The 14,897-nt window shown below is 72.1% G+C and carries 14 protein-coding genes; 8 read left to right on the top strand and 6 right to left on the bottom strand.

Going from position 1 to position 14,897, the window contains the following annotated elements:
- Nucleotides 1-122: 122 nt before the first annotated feature.
- Entirely contained in the window at nucleotides 123-995 is an 873-nt protein-coding gene (folP, locus tag OG978_RS26810; protein WP_326767663.1) for a dihydropteroate synthase, read from the top strand.
- Nucleotides 996-1,052: 57 nt separating this feature from the next.
- Here the strand turns inward: folP and OG978_RS26805 are convergent, their stop codons facing one another.
- A complete protein-coding gene (locus tag OG978_RS26805) occupies nucleotides 1,053-1,802 on the bottom strand; it encodes a TIGR00730 family Rossman fold protein (RefSeq protein WP_326767662.1) in 750 nt (249 codons plus the stop codon).
- Between the two features lie 112 nt (nucleotides 1,803-1,914).
- Nucleotides 1,915-2,994: a succinyl-diaminopimelate desuccinylase gene (gene dapE / locus OG978_RS26800; RefSeq protein WP_326767661.1), complete on the bottom strand. Its 1,080-nt coding sequence runs from the start codon at nucleotides 2,992-2,994 to the stop codon at nucleotides 1,915-1,917.
- 61 nt (nucleotides 2,995-3,055) lie between these two features.
- On the opposite strand from dapE, the gene OG978_RS26795 reads away from it, so the two are divergent.
- Both OG978_RS26795 and OG978_RS26790 read left to right on the top strand, forming a co-directional pair.
- A complete protein-coding gene (locus tag OG978_RS26795) occupies nucleotides 3,056-4,003 on the top strand; it encodes a hypothetical protein (RefSeq protein ID WP_326767660.1) in 948 nt (315 codons plus the stop codon).
- Nucleotides 4,004-4,292: 289 nt separating this feature from the next.
- Nucleotides 4,293-4,691, top strand: a complete 399-nt coding sequence (locus tag OG978_RS26790) for an ATP-binding protein (RefSeq protein WP_326767659.1) — start codon at nucleotides 4,293-4,295, stop codon at nucleotides 4,689-4,691.
- An 84-nt stretch (nucleotides 4,692-4,775) separates the two neighbouring features.
- On the opposite strand, the gene OG978_RS26785 is transcribed toward OG978_RS26790, so the two are convergent.
- On the bottom strand, nucleotides 4,776-5,870 hold the full coding sequence (locus OG978_RS26785; RefSeq protein ID WP_326767658.1) for a bifunctional succinyldiaminopimelate transaminase/glutamate-prephenate aminotransferase: 1,095 nt from the start codon (nucleotides 5,868-5,870) through the stop codon (nucleotides 4,776-4,778).
- 188 nt (nucleotides 5,871-6,058) lie between these two features.
- The gene (gene fdxA / locus OG978_RS26780; protein ID WP_018956287.1) at nucleotides 6,059-6,379 is read right to left on the bottom strand and encodes a ferredoxin; all 321 of its coding nucleotides are present in this window, start codon (nucleotides 6,377-6,379) and stop codon (nucleotides 6,059-6,061) included.
- 117 nt (nucleotides 6,380-6,496) lie between these two features.
- Here fdxA and OG978_RS26775 point away from each other — a divergent pair, with 117 nt between their 5' ends.
- Together OG978_RS26775 and OG978_RS26770 are read left to right on the top strand one after the other, a co-directional pair.
- Nucleotides 6,497-7,498, top strand: a complete 1,002-nt coding sequence (locus OG978_RS26775) for a GNAT family N-acetyltransferase (protein ID WP_326767657.1) — start codon at nucleotides 6,497-6,499, stop codon at nucleotides 7,496-7,498.
- A 16-nt stretch (nucleotides 7,499-7,514) separates the two neighbouring features.
- Nucleotides 7,515-8,372, top strand: a complete 858-nt coding sequence (locus OG978_RS26770) for a transglutaminase-like domain-containing protein (protein ID WP_326767656.1) — start codon at nucleotides 7,515-7,517, stop codon at nucleotides 8,370-8,372.
- A gap of 56 nt (nucleotides 8,373-8,428) precedes the next feature.
- Here the strand turns inward: OG978_RS26770 and OG978_RS26765 are convergent, their stop codons facing one another.
- Both OG978_RS26765 and OG978_RS26760 read right to left on the bottom strand, forming a co-directional pair.
- Nucleotides 8,429-10,408 (bottom strand): translation factor GTPase family protein, encoded by a 1,980-nt coding sequence (locus OG978_RS26765; RefSeq protein ID WP_326767655.1) that lies wholly within the window; start codon nucleotides 10,406-10,408, stop codon nucleotides 8,429-8,431.
- Nucleotides 10,409-11,102: 694 nt separating this feature from the next.
- Complete coding sequence (locus OG978_RS26760) at nucleotides 11,103-12,203, bottom strand: hypothetical protein (protein ID WP_326767654.1); 1,101 nt, start codon at nucleotides 12,201-12,203, stop codon at nucleotides 11,103-11,105.
- Here OG978_RS26760 and OG978_RS26755 point away from each other — a divergent pair.
- The 3 genes from OG978_RS26755 to OG978_RS26745 all read left to right on the top strand — a co-directional run bounded on the left by OG978_RS26755 (nucleotide 12,198) and on the right by OG978_RS26745 (nucleotide 14,849).
- Complete coding sequence (locus OG978_RS26755) at nucleotides 12,198-12,332, top strand: hypothetical protein (protein WP_326767653.1); 135 nt, start codon at nucleotides 12,198-12,200, stop codon at nucleotides 12,330-12,332. The genes OG978_RS26760 and OG978_RS26755 overlap by 6 nt on opposite strands.
- Nucleotides 12,333-12,493: 161 nt before the next feature.
- Nucleotides 12,494-13,213, top strand: coding sequence for a class F sortase (locus OG978_RS26750; protein ID WP_326767652.1), 720 nt, complete (start codon nucleotides 12,494-12,496; stop codon nucleotides 13,211-13,213).
- Nucleotides 13,214-13,334: 121 nt separating this feature from the next.
- On the top strand, nucleotides 13,335-14,849 hold the full coding sequence (locus tag OG978_RS26745; RefSeq protein ID WP_326767651.1) for a hypothetical protein: 1,515 nt from the start codon (nucleotides 13,335-13,337) through the stop codon (nucleotides 14,847-14,849).
- Nucleotides 14,850-14,897: the final 48 nt, after the last annotated feature.

Raw genomic sequence — 14,897 nt, 5'->3', positions numbered from 1 at the left:
GCCCGCCGGGCGAGGCACTAGGGTCTGTCCGGCGGATCAGGGTCTGTCCGGCCCTGATCCGCCGGACAGACCCCAGGGTCGCAGGCGACTCACGGGGCGATCTACCAGAGGAGAAACGCGGTATGCGAAGCGGTGCGCTCAGGCTGGGGCGGCGCGAATTCGGTGCGCACGAGCCGGTGATCATGGCGATCGTGAACCGTACCCCCGACTCCTTCTACGACCAGGGTGCGACCTTCCGGGACGAACCGGCGCTCGCCCGGGTCGAACAGGCGATCGCGGACGGTGCGGCGATCGTCGACATCGGGGGCGTGAAGGCGGGACCCGGCGAGGAGGTGACCGCCGAGGAGGAGGCGCGTCGCACGGTGGGGTTCGTCGCGGAGGTCCGCCGCCGCCACCGGGACGTGGTGATCAGCGTCGACACCTGGCGCCACGACGTCGGCGAGGCGGTCTGCGAGGCCGGCGCGGATGTGCTGAACGACGCGTGGGGCGGCGTCGACCCGAAGCTCGCGGAGGTCGCCGCGCGGTACGGCGCCGGTCTGGTGTGCACGCACGCGGGCGGCGCCGAGCCGCGTACCCGGCCGCACCGGATCGCGTACGAGGACGTGATGGCGGACATCCTGCGGGTGACGGTGGGGCTGGCCGAGCGCGCGGTCGGGCTCGGGGTGCGGCCCGACGGGATCATGATCGATCCCGGTCATGACTTCGGGAAGAACACCCGGCACTCCCTGGAGGCGACGCGCCGGCTCGGCGAGATGACGGAGACCGGCTGGCCGGTGCTCGTCTCGCTGTCCAACAAGGACTTCGTCGGCGAGACGCTCGACCGCCCGTTGAAGGAGCGGGTGATCGGGACGCTGGCGACCACGGCCGTGTCGGCGTGGCTGGGGGCTCAGGTGTACCGGGTGCACGAGGTGGCGGAGACCCGGCAGGTGCTGGACATGGTGGCGTCCATCACGGGCCACCGGGAGCCCGCGGTCGCGCGGCGCGGGTTGGCGTAGCCGGGGCGGAGCGGGACCGGGCGGAACCCCCGCTCGACCCCGCTCCCCGAAGGGGCTCTAACGGCCGACCTCCTTCGTCACGAGGTCGACCGCCTCGTCCACGTCGTCCGTGACGTGGAAGAGCAGCAGGTCGTGCTCGGACGCCTTGCCCTGCGCCACCACCGTGTCCCGCAGCCAGTCCACGAGACCGCTCCAGTACGCGGTGCCGAACAGCACGATCGGGAAGCGGGTGACCTTGCCCGTCTGGACGAGGGTGAGGGCCTCGAAGAGTTCGTCCAGGGTGCCGAGGCCGCCGGGCAGTACGACGAAGCCCTGCGCGTACTTCACGAACATCGTCTTGCGGACGAAGAAGTAGCGGAAGTTGACGCCGATGTCGACGTGCGGGTTGAGGCCGGACTCGAAGGGCAGCTCGATACCGAGACCGACCGAGACGCCCTTCGCCTCCCGCGCCCCCTTGTTCGCCGCCTCCATGGCCCCCGGCCCGCCCCCGGTGATCACCGCGAAGCCGGCCTCGACCAGGGCCTTGCCGATCCGTACGCCCGCCTCGTAGTCGGGTCCGCCGGCCGGGGTGCGGGCCGAACCGAAGACGCTGATCGCGCTCGGCAGTTCGGCCAGCGCCCCGAATCCCTCGACGAACTCCGACTGGATGCGCATCACCCGCCAGGGGTCGGTGTGCACCCACTCGGAGTCGCCCTCGGTGTCCAGCAACCGCTGGTCGGTGGTGCCGGGCTGCACCTGTTCCCTGCGGCGCAGTACCGGTCCGAGCCGCTGCTCCTCCGGGACGTGCGCTCCCTCGGGGTTGCCCATGACCTGCTCCCTCCGACGACGATCGATGACCGGAAGATCCCGGAAGATCAACGGTCATCCGTGTCAGGCCAGGGTAGATCCATTGAGGTTACGGACAGGGGAATGCCGTGGGTCAGGCGGTGAGCCAGGAGCGGAGCCGCTCCTCGCAGTGGGTGATCCGCTCGACCACCACGTGCTCGTCGCGCTTGTGGGCGAACAGCGGGTCGCCCGGTCCGTAGTTCACCGCGGGCACGCCGAGGGAGCCGAAGCGGGAGACGTCCGTCCAGCCGAACTTGGGCCGGGCGGTGCCGCCCACCGCCGCCATGAACGCCTTGGCGGCCGGGTGGGAGAGGCCGGGCATGGCCGCGCCCGAGTGGTCGTCGACGACGAATTCGGCGACACCGCAGTCCGCGAAGACCTCGTGGACGTGGGCCAGCGCCTCCTCGGCGGTCCGGTCGGGCGCGTACCGGAAGTTGACCACGACGGTGCAGGCGTCCGGGATGACGTTGTTGGCGACGCCCCCCTCGATCCGTACCGCGTTCAGGCCCTCGTGGTATTCGAGGCCGTCGATGACCGGCCGGCGCGGTTCGTACGCGGCGAGGCGGGCCAGGATCGGGGCGGCGGCGTGGATGGCGTTGGACCCCATCCAGCCGCGCGCGGAGTGGGCCCGCTCCCCCTCGGTGCGGAGGAAGACCCGCAGGGTGCCCTGGCAGCCGCCCTCGACCTCGGCGTCGGAGCCCTCCAGCAGGACCGCGAAGTCGCCCGCCAGCCAGTCGGGGTGGGCGTCGGCGATGTGGCCGAGCCCGTTGAGGTGCGCGGCGACCTCCTCGTTGTCGTAGAAGACGAAGGTCAGGTCGCGGTTGGGCTCGGGCACGGTCGCGGCGATCCTCAGCTGGACGGCGACGCCCGACTTCATGTCCGAGGTGCCGCAGCCCCACAGCACCCCGTTGTCGTCGAGCCGGGACGGCACGTTGTCGGCGATCGGGACGGTGTCGATGTGCCCGGCGAGCACCACCCTCTCGGCCCGGCCCAGGTTCGTCCTGGCCACGACGTTGTTGCCGTGCCGGTCGACGGTCAGGTGCGGGAGGGTGCGCAGGGCCGACTCGATCGCGTCCGCGAGGTCCTTCTCCTGACCGCTGACCGACGGGAAGTCGACGAGCCGGGCGGTGAGCGCCGGGCCGTCCAGGGTGAGGTCAAGTGTGGTTTCGGGCATGGGACCGACCCTAAGGGACTGGGCCCTCGGCACCGGCCGGGCACTCCAGTACGGTGGGCCCGTGCCCCGGACCGCCACCCCCGCCCGCCGACACACCGGCCGCAGCCGCCTCCTGCGTATCTCGGCCGCCCTTGTCGTGCTCGCCGCGCTCGGCGGCTATCTGACCGTTCAGTACATAACCGGCAGCGAGGTCATCGAAGGATGCACCGTGCGGTCCGCCGACGGTTCGGACGGCGAGGGCCGTACGTACCGGATGAGCCCGGAGCAGGCCGTCAACGCCGCGACGATCTCCGCGGTCGGCACCTCGCGCGGGATGCCGGAGCGCGCCGTGACGATCGCGCTGGCGACCGCGCTGCAGGAGTCCGGGCTGCGCAACATCGAGCACGGCGACCGGGATTCGCTGGGGCTGTTCCAGCAGCGCCCCTCGCAGGGCTGGGGCACCGAGAAGCAGATCCTGGACCCGGTCTACTCCGCCGGGGAGTTCTACCGGCATCTGGCCGAGGTCCCCGGCTACTCGCGGCTGCCGCTGACGGTCGCCGCGCAGCGGGTCCAGCGCAGCGGTTTCCCGCAGGCGTACGCGAAGCACGAGCCGGACGCGGCGCTGCTGGCGGCGGCGCTGACGGGTCGTACGCCCGCCTCGCTGAACTGTGCGCCGCCGCGGGCGACGGCCGCGAGCCCCGACGCGGCGAAGGTACGGGCGGAGCTGGTGCGCGCCTTCGGCAAGGACGTGCTGCCCGCGATGACGACGGCACCGCGGGACAGTGCGCCCGCGGCCGGTGCGGCGGCGACGAGCACGGTCTCGGTGCCGGTGCCCGCGGCCCGGAAGTCCGGGGACGACGGCTCGGCCCGGCGCGGCTGGGAGCTCGCGCACTGGGCGGTCGCGCAGTCCGAGGCGCTCCGCCTGGCCGAGGTCTCGTACGCGGGCCGGGTATGGGAGGCCGGGTCGGGCTGGCGGACGGAGCGTAAGGAATCGGGCACCACCGACGTCCGGATCCGGCTCGCGCACTAGTTCACCCGATCGCCCGCAGGTGTCATCCGTCCCCGTTTCGAGCGCCCCCCTCGCACGCCCCCTCCCACCACCGCCTTACGGCACCTCAATTCCCTTGCAGTCGAAGAGAAGTGACGGCTCATCACCCCTCGCGGAAATGCCGCGTTCGACCGGGCCCCTCCACTGCCGATGATCCGACGCATTACCGATTCTTTACCTCGGCCCACCGCAACCTCCCCCACCCTTTCGACGGTTGTCATTGCGTCCGATCAACGGACAGACCTATTCCTCATCCCGTCGAAGGAGCATCATGTCCCTCCCCCTGACCCGCCGGATCGCCCGTGCCGCGCTGCTGATCGCCGCGGGCGCGGCCCCCGTGGTCGGTGCGGCCGGAGCCGCAGGTGCCGCGGAGCTCCCGCAGACCCCGGACCTCGGCGGTCTGACCACCGTCGAGGGTGCCGGTCTCGGCAAGACGGTCGACAGCGCGTCCCAGCAGGGCACCGAGGCGGCGGGCGACACCGGCGGCAAGATCGTCGGGACGACCCTCCCGGCCGCGAGCAAGACCGTCGGCAAGGCCGGTGCCGAGACCACCCCCGCCGTGCAGAAGGCCGCGGGCGGCGCCGCCGGCACCGCGGGCCAGGTCATCGGCGGCGCCGCCGGTGCCGCGCCCCAGGGCGGCCTGCCCACCCAGGGGCTGCCGCTCGGCTGACCCACCCCGGCCACCGGCCGGCAGCTACACACGCGGGGCCCCGGGAGTGCGCACTCCCGGGGCCCCGCGCGTGTACCGCCGCTCTCAGGACAGCCGCTTGACCGCTGCCGCCACCCGCTCGTCCGTGGCCGTGAACGCCACCCGTACGAAGCGGTCGCCGGCCGGTCCGTAGAAGTCGCCCGGCGCCACCAGGATGCCGAGCTCCGCCAGGTACGCCACGGTCTCCCAGCACGGTTCGTCGCGCGTCGCCCACAGGTAGAGGCTCGCCTCGCTGTGCTCGATCCGGAAGCCGTGCGCCTCCAGGGCGGTGCGCAGGGCCGCGCGCCGCTCCGCGTACCGGATCCGCTGCTCGGCGACGTGCTCGTCGTCGCCGAGCGCCGCGACCGTCGCCGCCTGGACCGGGGCCGGCGTCATCATGCCGCCGTGCTTGCGGATCAGCAGCAGCTCGCTGAGCACCGCCGCGTCGCCCGCGATGAAGGCCGCGCGGTACCCCGCCAGGTTGGAGCGCTTGGAGAGCGAGTGGACGGCGACGATGCCCTCGTACGTACCGCCACAGACGTCCGGGTGCAGCACGGAGACCGGTTCGGCCTCCCAGCCCAGCTCCAGGTAGCACTCGTCGCTGAAGACCAGCACGTCGTGCTCGCGGGCCCAGGCGACGATCCGGATCAGCTCGTCCTTGGACAGGACACGGCCGGTCGGGTTGGACGGCGAGTTGAGCCAGAGCAGCTTCAGTCCGGCCGGGTCCAGCTCCGTCGGGTCGTCGTAGACGACGGGCTCGGCGCCGCAGAGCCGGGCGCCCACCTCGTACGTCGGGTAGGCGAGGCGCGGGTAGGCCACCTTGTCGCCTGCGCCGAGACCGAGCTGGGTCGGCAGCCAGGCCACCAGCTCCTTGGAGCCGACGACCGGCAGGACGTGCCCGTGCGTCACCCCGACCGCGCCGAGCCTCCGCTCCACCCACCCGGTGATCGCGTCACGCAGCTCGGCGGTCCCCCACACCGTCGGATAGCCGGGGCTGTCCGCCGCGGCGACGAGCGCCCGCTGGATCAGCTCGGGCACCGGGTCGACGGGGGTGCCGACGGACAGGTCCACGATGCCGTCGGGGTGGGCCCCAGCCGTCGACTTGTAGGGCGCGAGCTTGTCCCAGGGGAAGACCGGGAGACGGGAGGAGACTGCGGACACGGATCTCTGCTTTCTCGTACGGGGATCACGAGGGACGTGCGGGGGCACGAGGGGGCGTGCGGCGTCACGAGGGACGCACAGGGTCACGAGGGACACTCGGGCCGCTCGTCACCCGGGCGCGGAAACGCCTCGGTCCCGCACGGTGACAAGCCGTACGGGACCGGGGCGGCGCACGTGCCGGCCGCTGACTACTGGTTCTGCGGCGGCAGCGCGGCGATGAACGCGTGGTCGCGCTCGATCAGGCCCAGCTTGGAGGCACCACCGGGCGACCCGAGGTCGTCGAAGAACTCTACGTTCGCCTTGTAGTAGTCCTTCCACTCCTCCGGGGTGTCGTCCTCGTAGAAGATGGCCTCGACCGGGCACACCGGCTCACAGGCTCCACAGTCGACGCATTCGTCCGGGTGGATGTACAAGGACCGCTGGCCCTCGTAGATGCAGTCGACGGGGCACTCTTCGATGCAGGCCTTGTCCTTTACGTCGACACAAGGCTGCGCGATGACGTAGGTCACGCTGTCGTTCCTCCTCGGTAGGGCGTTGGCTCTCGCGCGGGAGCGCGGCGTCGTCGATGCCCGCCCCTAGTATCTCCGTTCCGGGGCACGAACCGAACAGGAGGGGCGTACAGACCTGTGGAATTCACCATCGGCGGACAACTCAAGGTCCGAATCACACCGGCTGACGTGGGCAAACGGGTATCAGTCCGGCGTGTGTGCGAGACGGACCCACAAGGAGCGACGTTCACCGACACGGTAGGCGTTCTCACATCGTGGGACGACGGTGTGCTCTCGATCACACCGAAGAGCGGTGAATCCGTCCGGATCGCGGAATCGGCACTGGTGGCGGGCAAGGTGGTGCCCCCCGCTCCGGCCCGGCGGCGTGGCCCGGCGGCCTCCTTCGAAGAGCTGGCGCCCGTCTGTGCCCGTGCCTGGCAGCCGGTGGAGAGCGAGGCGCTGGGCGACTGGCGGCTGCGCGCCGCGCAGGGGTTCACCCGGCGCGCCAACTCCGTACTGCCGCTCGGCGATCCGGGCGTCCCGCTCGACGAGGCGCTCGAGCGCGTCCGGCAGTGGTACGGGGAACGGGAGCTGCCCGCGTACATCCAGACCGCGACCGGCGCCGAGGGCACCCAGGAGCTGCTCTGCGCGGAGCTGGAGAAGCGCGGATGGCGACGCGAGGTGACGGCGGAGGTACGCACCGCCGGGCTCGCCCCGATCGGCGATCTGGACGCGGATGTGTCCCGGGTGCGGCTGAGCCGGGACCTCGACGAGACGTGGCTCTCCCGCTACCAGCGCTTCGACACCCCGGGCCCGCACGTCCTGGCGGTGCTGCGCGGCGGCCCCTCGGTGTGGTTCGCCTCGGTGCCCGCTGACCGCGAGGACGCGGCGCCCGCCGCGATCGGGCGGTGCGTGGTGGACGGGCGCTGGGCCGGCTTCATGGCCGTCGAGGTCGATCCGGAGTACCGGCGCCGGGGGCTCGCCACCGCCGTGATGACCGCGCTCGCCCGCAAGGCCCTGGAGGAGGGCGCGTCGGCGGCGTGGCTCCAGGTGGAGACGGACAACGAGGGGGCGCGGGCGCTGTACGAGGACATGGGGTTCGCGGTCCACCACCTGTACCACCACTTCCGGTCGGCGTGACGGAGACGGACGGGCGATGAATCCTGAACCCGCTGAGCGGCCGGAGCGCCCGGACCAGGACGAGCTGCGCCGGCAGTTCGCCGAGGAGGCGCGCGCCGAGCGGCCGGACCTCGCGCTGCTCTGCCTGCTGCTGGGCGCGGTGGCTGATCCGGCACTGGATGTGAACGGGATCGACGCGGCGCAGATCGAACTGGACGAGCTGGCGGGCCGGCTTCCGTACGGGGTGCGGGGCGGCCGGGCCTGGGCCTCGGCGCTGGCCGAACTGCTCGGGGAACGGTACGGCTTCGCGGGCTCGTCGGCGGACTACCAGCGGCTGGAGTCGTCGCTGCTCCACGAGGTGCTGCGCAGGCGTCGCGGGCTGCCGATCCTGCTGTCCGTGGTGTGGATCGAGGTCGCGCGGCGGGCGGGCGCTCCGGTGTACGGGGTGGCGCTGCCCGGTCATTTCGTCGTCGGCTTCGGCGATCCGGCCGAGCGGGTGCTGGCCGATCCGTTCGACGGCGGTCGGCCGATGACCGGGCAGGACGCGGAGCTGCTGGTGGCCGGCGCCACCGGGGAGCCGCTGGAGGAGTCGATGCTGGTGCCCGCGCGGCCGCTGGAGATCGTGCTGCGGATCCTGAACAACATCAGGGCGTGGGCGGCGGCCCGTCCGGAGCACACGGATGTGGCGCTGTGGGCGGTGGACCTGTCGCTGCTGCTCCCCTCGCATCCCGCCAGGCTGCGCTACGAGCGCGCGCAGCTGCTCGTCCAGAGCGGGCAGTTCCTGCGCGGGGCGGCGGAGATGGAGGAGTACGCGGACGTGGTCGACGGGATCGAGCCCGCGGCGGCGGAGGCGATCCGGCGCCGGGCGCGGGCGGCCCGGTCGTTGCTGAACTAGACCCGGTCGTTGCTGAACTGGACACGGTCGTTGCCGAACCGAGGGCCGTCCCCGGGTCACCGCGCGTCCCCGCCCGCGGCGACCCTGCGCACCGTGCGCAGCAGGTACTCCTTGCGATTGAGCGCGTCGCGGTCCGTGCGCGGCCGGTCCGGGGGCGTACCGACGATGGCCCGGTAGCGGTCGAAGTCGGACTCCAGGACCCCCTCGCCGCGCGTGAGGGCCGGAAGCTGTTGCTGGAGCTCGTGGACGCGGGCCGCCGGGATCTCGCCCTCCAGCACGCTTACGGAGCCGTGCAGGGCCGGTGTCCCCGGGACGGCGCGCAGCTGTGCGAGCACGGGCAGGACCGGGCCGAGCAGGTCCGCGGGGAGTTCCAGGCGGAATCGGTGGATCGGCTCGTGCACGGTGGTGCCGGCCTGCTTCAGCGCGCTCATCAGGACCAGCGGGGTCAGATTACGGAAGTCGCCCGCGGTGCTCAACGGGGCCCAGTAGCCGGAATGCGTCATGGTGACGACGCAGTCGGTGACCTGCCAGCCGCGCATTCCCTGCCGCAGAGTCTCCCCCACGGTCTCCTCCACCGCCCTCATCAGGGAGAAGGGCATCGATCCGAGTTCCACCTCCAGCCGGTACGCGATACCGCTGCCGACCGGGGCGGGGTCGACCCTGAGACCGATGGTCGCCAGAAAGGGATTGCCGTTCTGGCCGATGATCTCGTGCGCCGCACCGCTGCCGTTCGGCCGTTCCAGGCAAATGGTCGTGGTCTCGCGGAAGGTGACGCCGATTCCGAATTCGTCGGCCAGCGTCGCCTGGATGACTTCCTTCTGCACCTCACCGTAGAGGGAGACGGACACCTCCTTCCGGATGTCGTCCTGACGCAGATTGATCAATGGGTCCTGTTCGGCGAGTTGCGCGAGCGCGAAGTGCAGCTCGCCCCTGCTCGCCGGTGGGCCGGGAACCACGACCGCTTCCAGCGTCGGCGGGGCGAACCACCGGCCCGGTGCGGCGGTGTCCGGCACGCCGACCGGGTCGCCGACCCGGATGGCGCCGAGCCCCCGCAGCTTCGCGATCCGGCCCGCGCCGACCGCCGTCCCACGCACGGCCGAGCCCCGGTCGAAGACGCTGATCCCGGTCACCTTGCCCTCGGCGCGCGCGTCGCCCCGGCCGAACGGCAGCCGGTCGCGGAGCCGTACCGTGCCGGAGAACATCCGGACGTACGCCGTCTTCTCGCCGCCCGGTCCGCGCTCCACCTTGAAGACGGTGCCCGAGACCGGCCCGCCGGCATCGCCCCCGCTCGCGGGCAGCAGCTCCCTGACCCCGTCGATCAGGGCATCCACCCCCGCGCCGGTGATCGCCGAGCCGAAGTACACCGGATGCACCAGCGCCCGCCCGGTCTGCGCCGCCAGCTCTTCGCGCAGCCTGCGGTACGGGAGCGCCATGGCGTTCTCGACGTACGCGTCAAGAAGCGCGTCGTCGTGGTCGGCGAGCAGCTCGGCCAGCCGGTCCGTGAAGCCGGCGTCGGCTCCGGTGTACGGCGTGCAGCGGGCGTCCGGGCCACCGGGTCCGTCGATGGAGCCCATGGCGACCACAGCCGGGGTCAGCTTCTCGGCGATGCTCCGCAGAACGGACTCGTCCCGCGCACCGCCGCGGTCGACCTTGTTCACGAAGATGAGCGTGGGAATGCGCAGGCGTCGCAGTGTCCGCATCAGAACGCGGGTCTGGGCCTGTACGCCCTCCACCGCGGAAATGACCAGCACGGCACCGTCGAGCACGCTCAGTACCCGTTCCACCTCGGCGATGAAGTCCTGGTGACCGGGGGTGTCGATCAGGTTGACCGTGATGTCGTCGATGGCGAACGAGACGACGGCGGACTTGATGGTGATGCCGCGTTGCCGTTCGAGTGCCAGGGAATCGGTCTGGGTGCTGCCGTCGTCGACGCTGCCGATCTCGTCGATGACACCGGCGGTGTGGAGCAGCCGCTCGGTCAGGCTCGTCTTACCGGCGTCGACATGCGCCAGAATTCCCAGATTCAGCGTGTGCACGGAACTCCATGTCCTCAAGATCGGTGACAATTCCCGCCTGAATGAACATGTGAGTTCCTCGCATGACCCGCTCCTTTGTCGGTCGACGTCAGCGGCGAGTACAACAGAGGGCCGAACCCCCCGACAACCGATTTACCGGCCGCCGTCCCGCGCACACCTCGGCGCTCGCAGGCAAGCAGGTCAGCGGCGGCGGATCACGGACGCCGCCGACGCGGATCCGGGGCGCCCGCGCGGGGAATGCCGGCCGGGCGCGGGGCGCGCCCGGCCGGACCGCCGCCTCGCGCACCTCCCTCAACTCCCTATTCCACCGAGGGCCGTTCGCAGCTACTGAAAGTCCGTCGCGAACCGGGTGACGATCACACCGCCGCACGGATACGTCGGCAAACGGATGGGGCCCCACCGCCCAAACCTCACGCGTCGCTGCGTGCAGTCCAACGGGTGATTATCGGCCCCACGCCACCCGAAAGAGCCCACGGTGTAGCTCCAATGCTGCGCTCCCCGATGGCGCGGATTCGCATTCCGGCTAACGGTAGATCACGTCGCCACTGCGCCACACTGAGTCGACAACCCGTCACTCTTCGCAGTTGCGCGGAAGGAATGTGTTCAGATGCGCTCTGCCCGCACACTGTTCGCTTCGGCCGCTGTCACAGCGGTCCTTGCCATCACCGGCCCGTCCGCTTACGCCATGGCCACGTCAGGCGACTCGGGCCACGACAACGGTTACTCGTCCTCGCACGGCGACGACCACGGAAACTCCGACCGCGGCGACGACCGTGGTGGCTACGGTGACCGCGGTGACGACCGCGGGGACCGCGGCGGTCGGGACGACCACGGCGGCCGCGGCGGCGACCGCGGCGACCGTGACAAGCCGTACGGTGGCGTGCGCGCCGGCGGCGGCTTCATGGCCGGCGTCATCACCGCTGACGACGAGGGTGGTCGCGGCGGCGACGAGGGTGGCCGTGGCGGCGACGAGGGTGGCCGTGGCGGCGACCGCGGTGGACGCGGCGGCGACGAAGGCGGCCGTGGCGGCGACGAAGGCGGCCGTGGCGGCGACCGCGGTGGACGCGGCGGCGACGAAGGCGGTCGCGGCGGCGACGAAGGCGGCCGTGGCGGCGACGAAGGCGGCCGTGGCGGCGACCGCGGTGGACGCGGCGGCGACGAAGGCGGTCGCGGCGGCGACGAGGGTGGCCGCGGCGGCGACCGCGGTGGACGCGGCGGCCACGACAAGCCGCGTGGCGGCGTCCACACCGGCGGCGGCTTCATGGCCTCCGTGATCACCGCTGACGACGAGGGCGGCCGCGGTGGCGACCGTGGCGGCGACGAGGGTGGCCGCGGCGGCGACGAAGGCGGCCGTGGCGGCGACCGTGGCGGCGACGAGGGCGGCCGCGGCGGCGACGAAGGCGGCCGTGGCGGCGACGAAGGCGGCCGTGGCGGCGACCGTGGCGGCGACGAGGGCGGCCGCGGCGGCGACCGTGGCGGCTACGGCGGCGACCGCGGCGGACGCGGCGGCGACGAAGGCGGTGGCTACGGCGGCCGCGGTGGTGACAAGCCGCGTGGCGGCGTCCACGCCGGTGGCGGCTTCATGGCCTCCGTGATCACCGCTGACGACGAGGGCGGCCGCGGTGGCGACCGCGGCGGCGACGAGGGTGGCCGCGGCGGCGACGAAGGCGGCCGTGGTGGCTACGGCGGCGACCGCGGCGGCTACGGCGGCGGCGACGACCGTGGTGGCTACGGCGGCGGCGACCGCGGCGGCTACGGCGGCCGCGGCGGTGACAAGCCCCGTGGTGGCGTGCACACCGGCGGTGGCGGCATGGCGATGACCGGTGGCGGTCTGGCCGCCGGCTCGGCGCTGCTGCTCGGCGGTGTCGGTGTCGGCGCGTACAAGCTGCGCCGCCGCCAGTCGACGGGTGGCGCGATGGCCTGACAGGCCAGATTGCCAGCCGGTCGTTACGTTGTCGCGGCCGCTGCCCCTCGGGGCGGCGGCCGCGGCGGCTGCTTTTCCCCCTGATAAGCCCCGGATAAGCCCCGGAACGCCCCCTCCCCTGGCCTCCTCCTCAACACCGCACAACCGAAAGGCACGTTCCCATGGCCGCCCCGCAGTCGACCGGCTCCACCCCCACCCGAACTGCCCCCCGAACCACACTGGGCCGCGCCCTGATGTGGCCCGCCGTGACAGCCGGGCTCGGCATGGTCCTCATCTACAACTCCTTCGGCGCCTCGGTCGACGACAAGCCGCCGGCCCCGCCCGCAGCCGTCTCGTCCGCCGTCCCCGAGATCCTCGGCTCCCATGCCGCACCCGACCCCGTCACCTCGTCGAAGGCCACCGTCGGCCCGGCGATGTCGCGTTCCGTCCCGAAGCGGCTGCGGATCACGGACATCGGCGTCGACGCGCCGTTCACCGATCTGTCCATCGGCGCCACCGGTCAGCTGGACTCGCCGCCCCCCAACGACAGCAACCTCGTCGGCTGGTTCAAGGACGGCGCCACCCCCGGCGAGCGCGGTGCCTCGATCGTGGCGGGCCATGTCGACACGATGACCGGTCCGGCCGTCTTCCTTCAGCTCCGGTACCTCAAGCCCGGAGCCAAGGTCGACATCACCCGCGAGGACGGCTCGGTCGCCACGTTCAAGGTCGATTCCGTGGAGCAGTTCAGCAAGGCGAACTTCCCGGACGACCGGGTCTACGCCGACACCAACTCCGCCCAGTTGCGCCTGATCACCTGCGGAGGCGCGTACAACAAGACCGCGAAGGACTACGAGGCCAACGTGGTGGCCTTCGCCCACCTCGACACCTTCAAGAAGGGCTGACGGCCGGCAGTCGTCGATGGTGCGGCACAACCATCCGCCGGGCCGCGAGGTCGTACGGGGCAGTACGGAAGCTGGTTCCGTACTGCCCCGACCGACGTCCCGAGCACCGGAGTTGATCGACGTGCCCGTTCTTTCCCAACGCCGCCGGCTGGCGATCGCGACCGGGATCGCCCTGGTCGCCGGAGCCGTAGCCGCTCCCGCCGGCCACGCCGCCGCGCAGTCGTCCGTCCCGGCGGATCAGGCATCCGCCCAGGCAGCGAGCGCGCCGAGCAGCAAGCGGCTGCACGACGACTTCAACGGCGACGGCTACCCGGACGTGGCCGTGGGCGCCCCCATGGCCGTCCTCGGCGACCCCGAGGCCGGTGCGGGCGCTGTGAGCGTCCTCTTCGGCGGGCCCGAAGGCCTGTCCTCCGCCCACAAGCAGGTGCTGACCTGGCCGAACCGCCCGGACATCAACAACCCGGACGACGCCCGCTACGGCACGAACCTGCGCAGCGCCGACCTGGACGGCGACGGTTACGCGGATCTCGTCAGCCGCCCCTGGGCCTACCGGGCCAACGGTGACAAGGGCACGGTGCTGACCGTCAACTGGGGTGGCCCGTCCGGCCTTTCGAAGAACGCCATGCTCCTGAAGCCCATCCCCGGTGACCAGGCCTACGGCTTCGGCGACCTGGACGTGGGCGACGTCGACGGTGACGGCATCGCCGACATCGCGGTGGACGACGCACGACTCGGTGGCCACATCCTGCACGGCCCGATCGACCGCACCGGCCAGTGGAGCCGGCTCAGTTCGTTCTCGGTCGAGGGCACCGACCTGCTCGACATCTCGGAGATCGCCGTCGGCGACGTGACCGGCGACGGCGTGGGCGATCTGGTGGTACTCGGCTTCGGCCCGGACGACCCGTGGCAGCAGCACACGTATCTACTGAAGGGCAGTCGCACCGGGTTCTCCGCCCCGGTCGAGATCAAGGACGCGGACGGCGCCGGTGTCGGCGGCACCTCCGTGGGCATCGCCGACCTGGACAAGGACGGCCACGGGGACATCGTCATCGGGCGCGGCGACGAGTGGTCACAGGCGGACACCCCCGTGAAGAAGGGCGGCGCGCTCTTCGTCTCGTACGGCTCCCTGGAGGGGCAGAGCACCACCCGCAAGCCCGTCTGGATCAACCAGGACACCGAAGGCATCTCGGGTACGGCCGAGTTCCACGACCGGATGGGCTACAGCCTGGCGCTGGGCGACACGGACGGCGACGGCTACCCCGACATCGCCACGGGCCTGCCGAACGAGCGGATCAACGGCATCTCCGACGCCGGCCGGGTCCTGGTGCTGAAGGGCGGCCCGAAGGGCGTGAGCGGCGCGGGTTCCAAGGAGTTCGGCCAGTACACGGCCGGGGTCCCGGGTGCCGCCGAGGCGGGCGACCAGTTCGGCCAGGCCGTCGCGCTGGGCGACTACGACGGCAAGGGCCGCGCGGAGATGGTGGTCGGCGCCCCGACGGAGAACAGCAGCAGGGGCGCCCTGTGGATCTTCGGAACGGATGCCACGGGCGTCATCGCCAAGGGTTCTGTCTCGTTCGGCGCGGCCACGATCGGCGCCCCGACCGGCCCGTCCCGCTTCGGCGAGACGCTGACGGACTGACGGACGGCACGGAATGGTGCGGGGGCGACAGGGCCCCCGCACACCGTC

Source organism: Streptomyces sp. NBC_01591 (assembly GCF_035918155.1).
GTDB lineage: Bacteria > Actinomycetota > Actinomycetes > Streptomycetales > Streptomycetaceae > Streptomyces.
Note: the sequence above shows the minus strand (reverse complement) of the source record. Positions and strands in the feature narration are given on the sequence as shown.

Excerpts from the sequence above, each read along its gene's own strand:
- folP (WP_326767663.1), top strand. The coding sequence starts at position 123 with ATGCGAAGCGGTGCGCTCAGGCTGGGGCGGCGCGAATTCGGTGCGCAC.
- OG978_RS26805 (WP_326767662.1), bottom strand. The coding sequence starts at position 1,802 with ATGGGCAACCCCGAGGGAGCGCACGTCCCGGAGGAGCAGCGGCTCGGA.
- dapE (WP_326767661.1), bottom strand. The coding sequence starts at position 2,994 with ATGCCCGAAACCACACTTGACCTCACCCTGGACGGCCCGGCGCTCACC.
- OG978_RS26790 (WP_326767659.1), top strand. The coding sequence starts at position 4,293 with ATGTCCCTCCCCCTGACCCGCCGGATCGCCCGTGCCGCGCTGCTGATC.
- OG978_RS26770 (WP_326767656.1), top strand. The coding sequence starts at position 7,515 with ATGAATCCTGAACCCGCTGAGCGGCCGGAGCGCCCGGACCAGGACGAG.
- OG978_RS26750 (WP_326767652.1), top strand. The coding sequence starts at position 12,494 with ATGGCCGCCCCGCAGTCGACCGGCTCCACCCCCACCCGAACTGCCCCC.